This window comes from Paenibacillus liaoningensis, from assembly GCF_059609455.1.
In genome coordinates, this window is the sequence record NZ_JCAALU010000008.1 from 306813 (window position 1) to 320374 (window position 13562).

Consider the following 13562-nt stretch of genomic DNA (forward strand, 5'->3'; position numbering starts at 1 on the left):
GTGACAGTAGTGTCGCCAGTTATTATACAGGCTCGCGAGGAGCATATTGCGGATGCTGTCGCTTTTGCAGCTCAAGTGCGTGAAGAGGTTATGCCGATGTTTGCGGTAAATGGATTGTCGCCGGATCTCGTGAATTTCTCCGAGCATTATTTGCACCAGGAGGGAGCTGGTTTTTTCCTGGCACTTTCGGAGCGTGGAGAAATATGGGGGTGCATCGGTGTGCAGCCCTATGATAACCGAATTGAGACGGCTAAGTATGAAGCGAACCGGCCAGCCGCAGAAATAGTGAAATGTTATGTAGCTGCAAGCAGCCGCAGAAGCGGTGTAGGCTCGCTGCTTACAGCAGAGGCCAAACGTTTTATTGCAGAGCAGGGCTATAGCGTAGCGTATTTGCATACGCATCGTTTTCTTAAGGGAGCCGTCGATTTTTGGCAGCGGCAGGGCTTTGCTATTACGGCTGAAGATCAGGATGAATGGCAAACGGTACATATGGATGCGAGCGTTACATAAGCGTACTTATCGTATTATACGAACTTTAAATTGCAATTTGTAACCAGACCGATTCAAGCGCGCAGCGCTTGGGTCGTTTTTTTTGGCATAGATTGGGTCAACCCTTGACATACCCCCACGGGGTATTATATGATGAAAACAACAAGAGATACCCCCATAGGGTATGAAAAGGTGGTAACTACAATGGAGAACAGGCAGACTACACTGGAAATTTCGGGTATGACATGTGCGGCATGCGCGAATCGTATAGAGAAAGGCTTAAATAAGCTGGAAGGCGTATCGCAAGCGACGGTCAACTTTACGATGGAGACGAGCCATGTCGAATATCGTGCGGATACGATCGATTTGGCTGCAGTCATCAAGCGGATAGAGCAGCTTGGCTTTACAGCTGAGGAGAAGGTGGAGCAGAAGCAAGGTGGGGATCGCCGGCGTGACGAGATCCGCAAGCAGCAGCTGAAGTTCATCTTATCGGCGATACTGTCGCTGCCGCTTCTGTGGGCAATGGCGGCACATTTTTCATTTACGTCGTTTATATGGGTGCCGGATTTATTGCTCAATCCGTGGTTTCAATTAGCGCTGGCGACTCCTGTGCAATTCATAATCGGCTGGCCCTTTTATAAAGGGGCATTTAATGCGCTGCGGAGTGGGGGCGCGAATATGGATGTCTTGGTAGCGCTTGGAACATCGGCCGCCTATTTTTACAGCCTGTATTTGACGTTGAAGCCTGAAGAGCATGTAGGGATGGCTAATATGCCCGTTATGCAGGAGCTGTATTATGAGACAAGCGCCTTGCTCATTACGTTGATTTTACTTGGAAAATGGTTCGAAGCGCTCGCTAAAGGGCGTTCATCGGAAGCGATTCGCTCGCTCATGGGACTGCAAGCGAAAACAGCGCTTGTCGTGCGTGACGGCTCCGAAATGAGCATCCCGGTCGAACAGGTGGTCATTGGCGATCAGCTTATTGTGAAGCCGGGCGGCAAAATTCCGGTCGACGGTATTGTCCTGGACGGCAGCTCGGCGATCGACGAATCGATGCTGACTGGAGAAAGCCTGCCTGTTGACAAGCAGTCAGGTGATCAAGTATTTGGAGCGACGATTAATAAAAATGGCGTCTTGCGCATTCAGGCTACGAAGGTTGGCAAAAATACGACGCTTGCGCAAATTATTCACATTGTCGAGCAGGCGCAGGGTTCCAAAGCGCCGATTCAGCGAATAGCAGACCGTATTTCCGGCATATTCGTTCCCATCGTTGTAGGAATTGCCCTACTCGCTTTTGCTTTGTGGTACTTCTGGCTCGAGCCAGGCATGTTTGCTGAAGGGCTGGAGAAAGCTATCGCAGTGCTCGTTATCGCTTGCCCATGCGCGCTAGGACTTGCGACACCGACCTCTATTATGGCGGGATCGGGCCGGGCGGCAGAAGTCGGCGTTTTGTTCAAGGGCGGAGAGCATTTAGAATCAACCCATCGCGTTACAGCGGTGCTGCTCGATAAAACAGGAACGGTGACGGAAGGTAAACCTTCACTGACCGATGTTATTGTCGAAGGGAATATACCGGAGCAGGAACTGCTGGCCCTCGTTGGCGGAGCCGAGAAACGCTCGGAGCATCCGCTCGCCGAAGCTATTGTAGCCGCAATTGAAGCGCGGAACATTGCACTTCCCGAAGCGACTGAATTTTCAGCTATTCCGGGCTTTGGCATTCGGGCAACTGTAGCGGGCCGCGATGTTGTTGTCGGAACCCGTGCTTTAATGGAGCGTTACGATGTTGCACACAACAGCGAAGCGCCAATGGCTAAGCTGGAGGAAGTTGGGAAGACGGTTATGCTGACGGCTGTTGATGGCCAATATACAGGCATGATTGCGGTTGCCGATACGATTAAACCTTCATCCAAGCAAGCGATTGACCGGCTCAAGGAGCTTGGCATTAAGGTCATGATGATTACAGGAGATAATCCGCGTACAGCGGCGGCTATTGCGAGCGAAGCGGGTATCGAGCATGTCATTGCTGGCGTGCTGCCGGAAGGAAAAGCCGAGGAGGTTAAGAAGCTTCAGGCGGCTGGCATGAAAGTAGCAATGGCTGGTGATGGCATTAATGATGCTCCGGCGCTGGCGGCAGCAGACATCGGCATGGCGATGGGGACAGGAACGGATGTTGCCATGGAGACGGCAGATGTCACACTTATGCGCGGCGATCTTAACAGCATTGTCGATGCCATAACGATGAGCAAAAAAACGATGCGCAACATTAAGCAAAACCTGTTCTGGGCGCTGGCCTACAACGTCATCGGCATTCCGATAGCGGCAGCGGGCCTGCTTGCTCCTTGGCTGGCGGGGGCGGCGATGGCGCTTAGCTCCGTATCGGTCGTACTCAATGCGCTGCGCTTGCAGCGGATGAAAATCAAAGGCTGATGCTAATGGCAGGGTTGCCCGTCCGCCTATGAATCGGGTATTCTAAAAGGGTACTTCATTTCGTTTCTGGGAGAGGACAGCATCCAATGAATAAAAATGCAAAAATTGGCGGCGGCGGCCTTCATCATATTGCGCTGCGCGCATTTGACTTTGAAGCAACCGTGAAATTTTATACAGAAGGACTCGGCTTTACACCAAGACATAGCTGGGGTGAAGGAGATGGCCGCGTTATTATGCTCGATAGCGGCGATGGCAACTATCTCGAAGTATTCGCTGGCGGCAAAGCGCCGGTGGCGGACGAAGGCTCCTATTTCCATTTAGCTTACCGCTCCGAAAATATAGAGCTGGCGGTTCAGTCAGCAGTAGCTGCTGGCGCAGTAGTAACGGTAGAGACGAAGGAAGTTGTACTCGGCGACAATCCGCCAACTCCAGTGAAAATCGCATTCGTTAAAGGCTTGAACGGCGAAATCATTGAGTTTTTCCAAAGCACAGGTGAAAATCAGCTGTAAGCAATCGGCAGGCTATAAGCAAGAATCATCATCTTATGTCAAAAATGCTGCGACGGCCGAAGGCGATGCCTTCGGTTGTTCCGGCTTATGGCCTCCCATTATGAAGGCGGGCCGCTATTTTTAAAATATAGGAAAGGATATGATGTCGCCATCCTTTCTCTACATTTCTCGGACTGAAACGCGCTGCGCCGCTAATGGACGTAGTCAGCCGTTTCACCTTGTTAGCGGTTTTAGTAGTAAGGAGGGGTTGCATGGTCGTTGTTATTGGCATTGCAGCGCTTGCGCTGCTGTTTTATTTATTTTTGATATTGCCTACGCAGTGGTTTAAAGTGGAGCGTTGCCATTATCAAGCGGGATTAGGGCTCAAGGTGCTGCAAATTAGTGATCTGCATGTTGAAAATATTCGCATCAGCCCAAGGCGAATCCAGAAGCTGATTGCAAGGGAGCAGCCGGCATACATATTTCTCACCGGAGACTTTACCCAGAAGCTGCGTTATTTACCGAAGGTCAGGCAGTATGTGAAGGCGATTTGCGCGGGCGGCATTCCGGTTTATGCGGTGTATGGCAATCACGACCATCGAATAAAGCCTTCCGGAGTGCGCGAGCTGAAGAAGCTTCTGGAGCGGGAAGGCGTTACCGTTCTCATTAATGAGAGCATCGATTTAGGCGCATTTCAACTGGTTGGCATTGACGATTGGAGCAGCAAAAAGAGCAAGCCGGGACGAGCTTTTCTCCACGTTGACCCGTCAAAGCCTATTATTGTGCTCGCACACGATCCGAATACGGTGCTGCATATTAAGCATTCCTATGATTATCTCATGGCGGGCCATTTTCATGGCATGCAGTTTAATGTTCCGTTCCTGTTCCGGTTTATTAACAAGGGCAAGCTTGCTGCTTCCGGCATTTATAAAGGCCAGCATAAATGGAGCAACGGCACCTTCTATATTTCCAAAGGCATTAGCCAGACCGAGCCCAATGCGAGATTCCTCATTCGCAGTGAAGTGACGGTGCATCAGTTGTAGGCGGCTATAACAAAGGGGGAGCTTACCGATGATTTATGTAGTGAGACATGGGCAAACCGATTTTAACAAGGAACAAAGAATGCAAGGAAGGTCGGGACTGCCATTAAATGTGCAGGGGATAAAACAAGCGGAGCAGCTAAGAGAGAGACTGCGGGATGTCACCTTCCATTTTGTATTTTCCTCACCACAGGAAAGGGCTGTACAAACAGCTGAAATAGCAACCGGCGCTACTGCCATTATTGATGCAAGGCTCGATGCTTTCGATTTAGGGGAAGCGGATAAATTAAAAGCAAGCGAAGTGAAAATGAAAGGTTTTACTCCTGATTCAAGCGTCTATAAAGGAGTGGAAGAAACCGATCATTTTGCCGAGCGAATTTTTAGTTTTATGAGTGAGCTCGAAGCGAAGAATGAAGGCAAAGAGGTTAATATTTTAATATCCGGACATGCTTGTACAACAGGCTGTATCGGTGCTTACTTCAATGGCATACCGGATGATGGAAATATTACGAGGTACTCATCAGCTAATGGGGACTACAAGACATTTGAATTCAAAACATTGATGGCCGATTAGCAAAATAAAAGATACCGTAAGCAGCTTATCCTTATGAGGAAAATGAGCTGCTTTTTTCTATTGCAAAAAACGCATCGTCTACTCGCTAAAAGAAGCTGAGTATACGATGCGTCTCGCTTGGCTGAGAATGGTCATGACTTTCAGGACTTATATTCCTCAGCAGTCAAGGCGAAGAGGAGGTGATCCTCCCAAACCCCATTAATTTGTAAATAGCGAAGGGCTAGGCCCTCGCGGCGAAAGCCGGCATGCTCCAGAACACGAATGGAAGGGGTGTTTCTCGGCATTACCCCGGCTTGCAAGCGATGCAGACCGAGCTGCTCGAAAGCATAAGCGGTGACCAAGCGAACAGCCTCCGATACATAACCGTTGCCTTGATGAGCGCGATCGAGAAAATAACCGACATTCGCATTTTGCAGTGGTCCCCTTATTACATTAGACAACTCAATTCGTCCAATTAATTGCTGCTCCAGCATAATGCCGAAAGGATAAGAAGCAGCTTCAGCCTGTTTCTGTATGCCAAGACTAATATGCTCCTGCTGGCCTTCCAAGGTGAGGAAGTTATCGGGGCGAATGGGATCTACAGGCTGGAGAAAGGCTTGGTTGCTTAATCTAAGTACAAGCATGGACTCAGCATCAGCAAGCTCGAGGGGCTTCAAATAAATACTCTGCTTTATTGTCATCTATCGGTACTCCTTTCTAAAATAGCCGCACCTGAAATCGAAGGTGCGGCCAACGGGGATAGAGGCGGGCAATTAAAAAATGCTAAGCTTAAAAGGCTTCTTGTATAGCGGATAAAGCCATTTGACCCCGCTCGGCGTCAACGTATCTGCGAATAAATGGGATAAGTATCCGATAATGGCAACTCGCATAATGCCTTCAAGATGAAGCTGCTGCTCCAGTCCCCAGGCGATTGCGCCCCATGCCGCGGTAGCCCATACCGTGTGGGTCATGCCGCGATGCTTAAGCCAAGGCGCCACAGCCACGAATGCACCTAGCCCGATAAGCCAGTTCATGCCGAACCAGAAGCCCCCGTACACAAAGGCTCCGCCGATAGCGCTGACAAGTGCATTGCGGATGACGCCGCGTTTCGCAACGAGCCCCAGCAGCACGACGCCAACGGAAGCAACAAGCAGCTTCCAGCCAACGGTATGATTGACCACATACAAATAGCTGACAATCGCAATCATAATAACGCCGCCCCAAATGAGCAAATCATGAATGAGCTTGGACACTTTGCCGAGCTTGCTGCTCAAAATACTGGGGCCATCCAGATCCGCGCTTAAGGCGGAGATCGCGGCAACGGCTACATAAGCAGCCGCATTCGCAGGGGTAAAGGAATAATAAGCTGCTGCACCGGCTCCAATAGCCATGCCAATCGTAAGATGTGTCGTGCCTTTCATTGTTCCTCCTAATGCCTGGCTATTATCCAGTTGTGTATTCAAACGTATGTTCGCTATGTTATTATACTAGAAACAGCCGAAGGGAACAAGAGTACGCATCTGTGTGACGTCATAATTTTTGAGAAAAGTTTCAGAAAATATGAGAATAATCTTTCATAATTGCTGAAAAATGAATATTTATACAACTGTATACGTAAAATAAGGCTCATCCTTATGAAATGATCCGTCAGATGATAAAAAGGGAGAATATAGGTTAGCTTGACTGGACTAGCGTACAGAATCAATCCTCTTGCCATTGCCAAGTAAATGGGTTTGAATTAAAAATAACTGTGATATTTTACAGGAGAATCCAACATGAGCTACTCCCATCTCAGCATAATTGAACGTGGGCAACTAGAGACGCTGCATCGACTGGGGTGGTTGACGAGAGTCATTGCGAATTACGCGGGGTCCTTCAATTAATGGAGGAAGGCAAGAACTGCAAAGACGTGGTGAGACAGCTTTTGGCAGTACGCAACGCTGCGGATAAAGCCATTGCGCAGATCGTGGCGGAAAACCGAGAGCGATGTATTCTGGAAGAACAGGCATCAGGAAGAGATACTAATAAAGTCGTGAAGGAAGCAATCGAGCTACTTGTAAGGAGTCGTTCATATAGTCGGAACAATACGGAGCCTCGAAAACGGGGCTCTTATTGTTGTTTGTTAACTTGGGCCAATTAGTGAGAATGAATCAGGGGGAATTATATTACATCCTCACCCGGGGTAACAGTTTAATACATTCATTAGGATCTGCGCGCTGCGCGGTTTTTTCATTTTAACGATGCAAGATCTTGTCCTGTAATTAGGACAAGATCTTGCATCGTTATCCGATTGAGGACAACAACTTGCATAGTTTACTGTGGTCCTCGATTGACGACAATGTCCTCTTGACAAGCGTCAGACGTAAAGCTAAACGTGCTTTATGTGATTCTTATCCAAGGAAATTAATGTTATGGTTGGATTGAAGCAATGATTAAATCAGCAATTTGTTTCGGATGAGTAATTGGAGCCAGATGACCTGCGCTAATTTCAAAACTGCGCCAACCTTGTTCGGCTGCCTCAGAAGCCGTTTGATGAAACATGGGGAATTCCATGCAACAAATATAAGAACGGGACATTTGTGCTTGTTTTTCCAAGGAGTAGTTGAGTTTCTCCATATGTGTCGATAGCGGCATTCTGGTTAAAAAGGGAGTAATGGCTGCAGAGATTTTGGTATCGTTTAATCCAAATGTCTCTACAGGCGGCGGTTCAACTAAGGAGGGGTTCAATGACAAGAAATGCTGCATGAGGGAATATACTTCTGGATAATGGTCCACGACAGACTCGCCTGATTCGGTAATAAAACCGTCTACAATTACGATATCGCAACTGACTCGACCGAACAAACGATCTGCGGCTCCCGCAGCAACCATTGCTCCATAGCTGTGACCGACCAGCACAACGTTCGTCATGTTCTCGAACAATATAAGATTTACAATATCCTCGATATGCACGGATAAATTAATGTCCCCAGTCAGCAGATGTTTGCGTTCGCCAAGCCCAGTTAAAGTCGGAGCCAGAACACGATACCCTTTGGCAGCCAATTGATTGGCGACTTCTCTCCAACTCCATCCCCCTAACCAAGAACCATGAATGAGGACAACTGATGGATTCTCTGAAATCTCTGCATCGTAAAACATAGTACGCTCACCCTCCTATTATTGTTCACTATTAGTGTATATGTTCACTATTTGTGAATGTTTTAAACATCATTATAACGATGTTTATCAATTTTGCAACTATTTTCAGAACAGATGTCAACTTAATTTACAAAGAAAGGAGAGGGGGTGAAAAACATACCGCGCGTGGCCTAGATAAACATCCTTGTCCCTTCCTTGCGAAAAAATATCAAATCTATTACTATTTAGATAACATCAACAAATGTATGGGCTAGAACACTACTTTAAGGCAGGGTGAATGCATGAAAGAGATGGAAGCTCCAACTCGATTAATTTCCTCCTCTCAGGGAATCCAATCTCTAGAGATCGCTTTTTCCATACTGAAATGTTTCAAAGAGGCGAAAGCTCCCTTGTCCGTATCGGAACTGTCCAAAAGAATGGATATGCCGAAGAATAAAATTCATAAATACCTGGTTAGTTTTACAAGAGTCGGCGCTCTTATTCAGAATAAAAAAGACTCGTCTTACGCCATGGGGCCATCCCTAATCGAGTTAGGCTTGGTCGCGCTCCAACAATTCGATGTTGCTAAAATCGCCAAACCTCATATCCGCGAATTCAGCAAACAAATCAATCACTCCGTAGCGCTTGCCATCTGGAGCGAGGAAGGGCCGATAATTGCTGAATACGAACGAAGCGACAAACCGATACAGGTCGAAATTCAAGCCGGCTATCGCTTTCCACTGTTGATGACGGCCCTTGGTAAGTGTTTTGCCGCTTTTCTTCCGTTCTCCCAGGTTCAACCATTAATACAACGGGAGATCGACAACTATCAACTTGACGAGCAGATGGTGAAGCAGGAATTGCAGACGATTCGAGAGGAACGAGTTTCCTTTCGAAATACGCTGTTTGGCGGAATACCCGGGAGCATGTCAGTAGCAAGTCCGATTTTTGACTATACGGGAAACATGGTTGCCGCACTTTGTCTCATCGGATTTACTGGCGAAATCGACACTAGTCCATCCTCAATAGATGTACTCAAGCTCAAGGAGAAAGCTAATCAAATAACCAATCAACTGACATAGGGAAAAAAGACACTGCGCTCATCGACATCGACCGCAGTGTCTTTTTTTTTATGTAACTTTTCCTTGCATAAGAAACAAAGTTAAATTATAATGGGCTAAAATCACTAATGGTGTACACTGTACACTAATAGTGAACTAATTAAAAACTAAAGAATAGGAGTTGTTCAAAAGTGAATCAAACTTTCAAAGCAGCTGCCGTTCAAGCTGCAGCCGTCTATTTGGATCTGGATGCAACAATCGACAAAACGTGCAGGCTCGTGGATGAGGCTGCAGCTAACGGTGCTAAGGTTATTGCTTTTCCGGAAGCATTCGTACCGGGATACCCTTGGTGGATATGGCTTGGCAATGCCGACTATGGAATGAAGCACTACATTAGGCTGTTCGAGAACTCCGTTGAAATCCCAAGCAAATCCATTCGGAAGTTATCTGAAGCCGCCAAACGCAACAAGGTTTATTTCTGCGTATCGGTCACCGAGAAAGATCGCGGTTCCTTATATCTGACGCAGTTATGGTTTAATCCTAAAGGCGACTTAATCGGCAAACACCGTAAATTAAAAGCAACGAATGCGGAGAAGATGATCTGGGGCGACGGCGATGGAAGCATGATGTCCGTGTTCGAGACGGAGTATGGCAATCTCGGCGGGTTGCAATGTTGGGAGCACCTCATCCCACTAAATCTCTCGGCAATGGCATCCATGAATGAACAATTGCATGTTGCCTCCTGGCCAACAGGATTGCCATATGATGGTCATTTGTTCAGCGTCGAGGTGTGCGAAATTGCAACGAAGTACTACGCGATATCTAATCAAGCCTTCTGTCTGTTGGCTTCCCAGATTTGGACAGAAGAAATGAGAGATATGCTCGGAGAAACCGAGTACCAAAGAAATTATATGAAGATTGGATACGGCTTCGCGAAGATCATCGCGCCGAACGGTCATGTGATCAGCAATACGCTAGAGCATGATGAGGAAGGTATCGTGTATGCGGACATCGACCTCAAACAAATCATTCCCGGTAAATTCCTGATCGATCATGCGGGACATTATTCCACTCCCGGCTTCTTAAGCTTAACTTTCGATAAATCCGTTCATGAGCCCGTAAAGGTGATCGGCGAATCGAAGCCAAATGTTATCGGTTACGAAGCTATTCAAAATAGCTAACAACAATTGTCGGAGAGGACTAATTAAAACCATGAATAGCAGTCTTGAACGGAAAATTACCGAACTCGCATGGAGAGACCCTTTGTTTGCTGAAATGATTGAAACGGATCCGCATCGAGCGCTGGCGCAAATAGGGGTAGAAGTGCCCGAAAATGTTAATCTTGACATTCGGAGGCAAAGGAGAGACACCCTATACTACGTTATTCCGCCTTATTCAGAGGAACCGGAAAAGGCCGATACGGTCATTAATCAAATGGATCTGTGGCAGAGTGCCGAGTTGTTCGTCTGGATCATGCCTCAGAAGCTGAAAGTACAACTCTTGGCGATGCGACAAAGCTACAGGAGGAATAACCCCTAATGGATCAACATGATATTTTTACCGGTCATTACCGATTGCTTCAACGAGATCAAGCTGCCCGCCAGCGCTTAATGACCGGTCCAAAAGCAGGATTGGATGAGTATTTTGGATCAGGCACGGTACCTGAAGGGGAATTTCGAATTGAAATTATCTCCCAAGAACCGGATACCATTACGATTCTCCTTCCATCGCCGGTAGAGGAAGATACGAGCAATGAGGCATTGGATGCTGCTTGCCGCCGTATCTATGACATCTTGTTTACAGACGGAGTGGGGGGATACCTGATCCCCGATAATTCCTTAACCTGGGTGCTTCGAGATATGCGCTCTAAAGTACTCGATCGCTCTCTGGGAGAATAAATGATAAACAAGAATGTTACGGATAGGATGAAGGATTATTTTACTGCGAGCATTCAACTCGACGTACGAATGTTTGAAAGAACAGAAGTTGTCACTTCCCGGTCTGAATAAAATCGAATTATTAGGCATATCCGAATATGGAGACATTTGTTCGCTCTTATATCGGATGGTTAAGGGAGAGGAGCAAGCCATTCATCATTACGTCTGGCAACAGATGGATAATCAGTATTTTATGGTTAGGCAGTTTACGGTGGAACAGGATTTAACTTATTTGCTATAACGATAAATTGGAGATTTGAACTTTGGATAGACAAAAGGATTGAAAATAACGATGAGTTTCATTCCTTTCAGAGAAATATTATTTTGTAATAAACTATTATTATAATTGTTATTGCAATGTATAGGACGTGTTGTTCATATTTAATTGTTTCCCACGAAACTAAATTTCATGAAAAAATTTTGTTTTGCACAAAATAAAATTGGAGGATTTCATATGAAGAAAATAAATCCCGACACCCTTACGAGTATAGTGACGAGTCTGATATCTCAAATCGTCGTTGCTCCCGTTTCTCAGCTAGCCTTTATTTCCGGGCAAGTCGCGTTAAATGAAAAGGGAGAGCTTATCGGAGAGGGGGACTACGGGCTGCAGGCAAAGCAAGTGTTTACTAACGTAAAGCTCGCATTGGAAGCAATTGCGACCGGGCCGGAGAATATCGTACAAATGAAAATTCATGTCGTGAACCATAAGCCCGAGTTGGTTGATTCGATCTTTAGAGCAGGCTTTGAAGTATTCGGCGACCAGTGGCCGCTTACGGCAAGCACCTTTATAGGCGTTCAGGCGCTTGGCTTTGAGGAATGGTTAGTTGAAGTCGATGCTATCGTAGCCATTTCACACTAAGAGAGGAGCAAATAAGAATGAATTATGACGTTATTGTAATTGGTGGAGGACCTGTTGGAATGATGTTGGCTGAGGAACTGGCATTGGCTGATGTTAAGGTTTGCGTATTGGAAAAATTAGAAGCCACTACGCCTTACTCGCGGGCTCTTAGCATCCATCCCCGTACATTAGAGATGTTGGACTTGCGGGGATTGAAATCGGAATTGTTGAAGATTGGAAAACCTCTCCCTACTGGCCATTTTGCAGGCTTGGAAACTCGGTTGGACTTTACAGTCATCGACTCTTCCTCTAATTATTCCTTGTTTATCGCCCAGTCGGAAACGGAAAAGGTGCTAGAACAAAGAGCGAAGGAACTTGGCGCTGATATTCGCCGCGGAATGGAAGTATTATCGGTAACTCAGAGCTCTGATTCTGTCGAGGTTATTGCTTCCGGAGCTAGCGGTCAAATTACATTAACGGCAGCTTATGCGGTTGGCGCCGACGGAGCAGGCAGTATTGTACGAAAGCAGGCCAAGATTGCCTTTAACGGAACGGATGCAACACTTACTGCGGTTCAAGGAGATGTCGTTTTTAAAAATCCGCCGAAAACGAGCGTCGTTTCAAGCTTTAATGAAAATGGAATGATCATGATTGTACCCGTCTCGAAGGAGTTGCACCGTGTCGTCTTTATCGATCCGGAAAGAAAATCAATACCTAAGGACGAGCCCGTTACTTTGGAAGAACTGCGCTCGGGTATGATCCGCATGTTAGGGGATGACTACGGGATTTCTGATCCTTACTGGATGACTCGTTTCGGCAATGCAACCCGTCAAGCGGAGCGCTATAGGGAAGGAAGACTGTTCCTTGCGGGGGACGCCGCACATATTCATTTCCCAGCCGGCGGACAAGGAATGAATGTGGGTTTGCAAGAAGCCATGAATCTTGGATGGAAACTAGCTGCCGAAGTGAAGGGATGGGCTCCCGAGGTGTTGCTGGACAGTTACCATGCGGAACGGTTCCCCGTTAATACGGCATTACTTTGGAATACAAAAGTACAAACCCTATTGTTCGGCACCGATTTTTCACCTACAACGATTCACCTTCGCAGAATGATTTCGGATTTGTTACAAAGTCCGGATGCAAACTATCGCTTAGCCTGTCAAATTGCGGCCATGGATGTTCATTACAACGAACAAGAGAATGTATCGTCACATCTTCTAAATGGCAGCCGACTTGCAGAGATTAAATTACTTTCACAGAATGGCGATGTCTTCAGCAGTTATGAGCTGTTCCGTGATGGTAAATATATATTATTGAATCTAGCTTCGGATAAAATTACAGAAGACATCGTTAGTAATCTGCAGCACCAACATTTCAAATTCGTAAGTGCAACTTTGGCTGAACAAGCCAAAGGCTGGGAAAATGTGCACACTGCATTGATTCGACCGGACGGATATATTGCATGGGCAATCTCTGCAGCCGAAGCCGATTTAATTAACCGAATGGAGCTAGGAATTAAGCAAATCAGCAGAGGTTAAACCTTTCTTTGCCTATATTGTTTTTGGAAAAACAATATTCTGCCCGGAAGCATTTTAACCAAAGCTTTCCGGGC

At 46.7% G+C, this 13562-nt stretch carries 14 protein-coding genes and 2 pseudogenes; 13 read left to right on the forward strand and 3 right to left on the reverse strand.

Annotation, left to right across the window (positions count from 1 at the left end; genetic code table 11):
• The 5 genes from AC6B99_RS14330 to AC6B99_RS14350 all read left to right on the forward strand — a co-directional run bounded on the left by AC6B99_RS14330 (position 1) and on the right by AC6B99_RS14350 (position 5018).
• Positions 1-510, forward strand: a complete 510-nt coding sequence (locus tag AC6B99_RS14330) for a GNAT family N-acetyltransferase (protein WP_056037910.1) — start codon at positions 1-3, stop codon at positions 508-510.
• A gap of 183 nt (positions 511-693) precedes the next feature.
• On the forward strand, positions 694-2916 hold the full coding sequence (locus AC6B99_RS14335) for a heavy metal translocating P-type ATPase (RefSeq protein WP_494881883.1): 2223 nt from the start codon (positions 694-696) through the stop codon (positions 2914-2916).
• 86 nt (positions 2917-3002) lie between these two features.
• Positions 3003-3425 carry a VOC family protein gene (locus tag AC6B99_RS14340; protein WP_056037905.1) on the forward strand — a complete coding sequence of 141 codons (423 nt, stop codon included), beginning with the start codon at positions 3003-3005 and terminating at the stop codon, positions 3423-3425.
• Positions 3426-3676: 251 nt separating this feature from the next.
• The gene (locus tag AC6B99_RS14345) at positions 3677-4447 is read left to right on the forward strand and encodes a metallophosphoesterase (protein WP_056037902.1); all 771 of its coding nucleotides are present in this window, start codon (positions 3677-3679) and stop codon (positions 4445-4447) included.
• Between the two features lie 28 nt (positions 4448-4475).
• A complete protein-coding gene (locus AC6B99_RS14350; RefSeq protein WP_494863895.1) occupies positions 4476-5018 on the forward strand; it encodes a histidine phosphatase family protein in 543 nt (180 codons plus the stop codon).
• A 140-nt stretch (positions 5019-5158) separates the two neighbouring features.
• On the opposite strand, the gene AC6B99_RS14355 is transcribed toward AC6B99_RS14350, so the two are convergent.
• Together AC6B99_RS14355 and AC6B99_RS14360 are read right to left on the reverse strand one after the other, a co-directional pair.
• On the reverse strand, positions 5159-5698 hold the full coding sequence (locus tag AC6B99_RS14355; RefSeq protein ID WP_496663574.1) for a GNAT family N-acetyltransferase: 540 nt from the start codon (positions 5696-5698) through the stop codon (positions 5159-5161).
• 72 nt (positions 5699-5770) lie between these two features.
• On the reverse strand, positions 5771-6418 hold the full coding sequence (locus AC6B99_RS14360) for a metal-dependent hydrolase (RefSeq protein WP_056037893.1): 648 nt from the start codon (positions 6416-6418) through the stop codon (positions 5771-5773).
• A gap of 354 nt (positions 6419-6772) precedes the next feature.
• Here AC6B99_RS14360 and AC6B99_RS14365 point away from each other — a divergent pair.
• Both AC6B99_RS14365 and AC6B99_RS14370 read left to right on the forward strand, forming a co-directional pair.
• A pseudogene (locus tag AC6B99_RS14365) lies at positions 6773-6868 on the forward strand (IS30 family transposase); the annotation flags it as partial.
• A pseudogene (locus AC6B99_RS14370) lies at positions 6835-7065 on the forward strand (metal-sensing transcriptional repressor); the annotation flags it as partial. The pseudogenes AC6B99_RS14365 and AC6B99_RS14370, both read left to right, overlap by 34 nt.
• Positions 7066-7406: 341 nt before the next feature.
• Here AC6B99_RS14370 and AC6B99_RS14375 read toward each other — a convergent pair.
• Positions 7407-8135 (reverse strand): alpha/beta fold hydrolase, encoded by a 729-nt coding sequence (locus AC6B99_RS14375; RefSeq protein WP_496663575.1) that lies wholly within the window; start codon positions 8133-8135, stop codon positions 7407-7409.
• Positions 8136-8416: 281 nt separating this feature from the next.
• On the opposite strand from AC6B99_RS14375, the gene AC6B99_RS14380 reads away from it, so the two are divergent.
• The 6 genes from AC6B99_RS14380 to AC6B99_RS14405 all read left to right on the forward strand — a co-directional run bounded on the left by AC6B99_RS14380 (position 8417) and on the right by AC6B99_RS14405 (position 13488).
• Positions 8417-9196: an IclR family transcriptional regulator gene (locus AC6B99_RS14380; RefSeq protein ID WP_056037887.1), complete on the forward strand. Its 780-nt coding sequence runs from the start codon at positions 8417-8419 to the stop codon at positions 9194-9196.
• A gap of 170 nt (positions 9197-9366) precedes the next feature.
• A complete protein-coding gene (locus tag AC6B99_RS14385; RefSeq protein ID WP_496663576.1) occupies positions 9367-10356 on the forward strand; it encodes a carbon-nitrogen hydrolase family protein in 990 nt (329 codons plus the stop codon).
• Positions 10357-10387: 31 nt separating this feature from the next.
• A complete protein-coding gene (locus tag AC6B99_RS14390; RefSeq protein ID WP_494863893.1) occupies positions 10388-10714 on the forward strand; it encodes a hypothetical protein in 327 nt (108 codons plus the stop codon).
• Positions 10714-11073, forward strand: a complete 360-nt coding sequence (locus AC6B99_RS14395) for a hypothetical protein (RefSeq protein WP_056037878.1) — start codon at positions 10714-10716, stop codon at positions 11071-11073. Before AC6B99_RS14390 ends, AC6B99_RS14395 begins: the two co-directional genes overlap by 1 nt.
• Positions 11074-11566: 493 nt before the next feature.
• Positions 11567-11971, forward strand: a complete 405-nt coding sequence (locus tag AC6B99_RS14400; RefSeq protein ID WP_056037876.1) for a RidA family protein — start codon at positions 11567-11569, stop codon at positions 11969-11971.
• Between the two features lie 17 nt (positions 11972-11988).
• Entirely contained in the window at positions 11989-13488 is a 1500-nt protein-coding gene (locus AC6B99_RS14405) for a monooxygenase (RefSeq protein WP_496663577.1), read from the forward strand.
• Positions 13489-13562 lie beyond the last annotated feature (74 nt).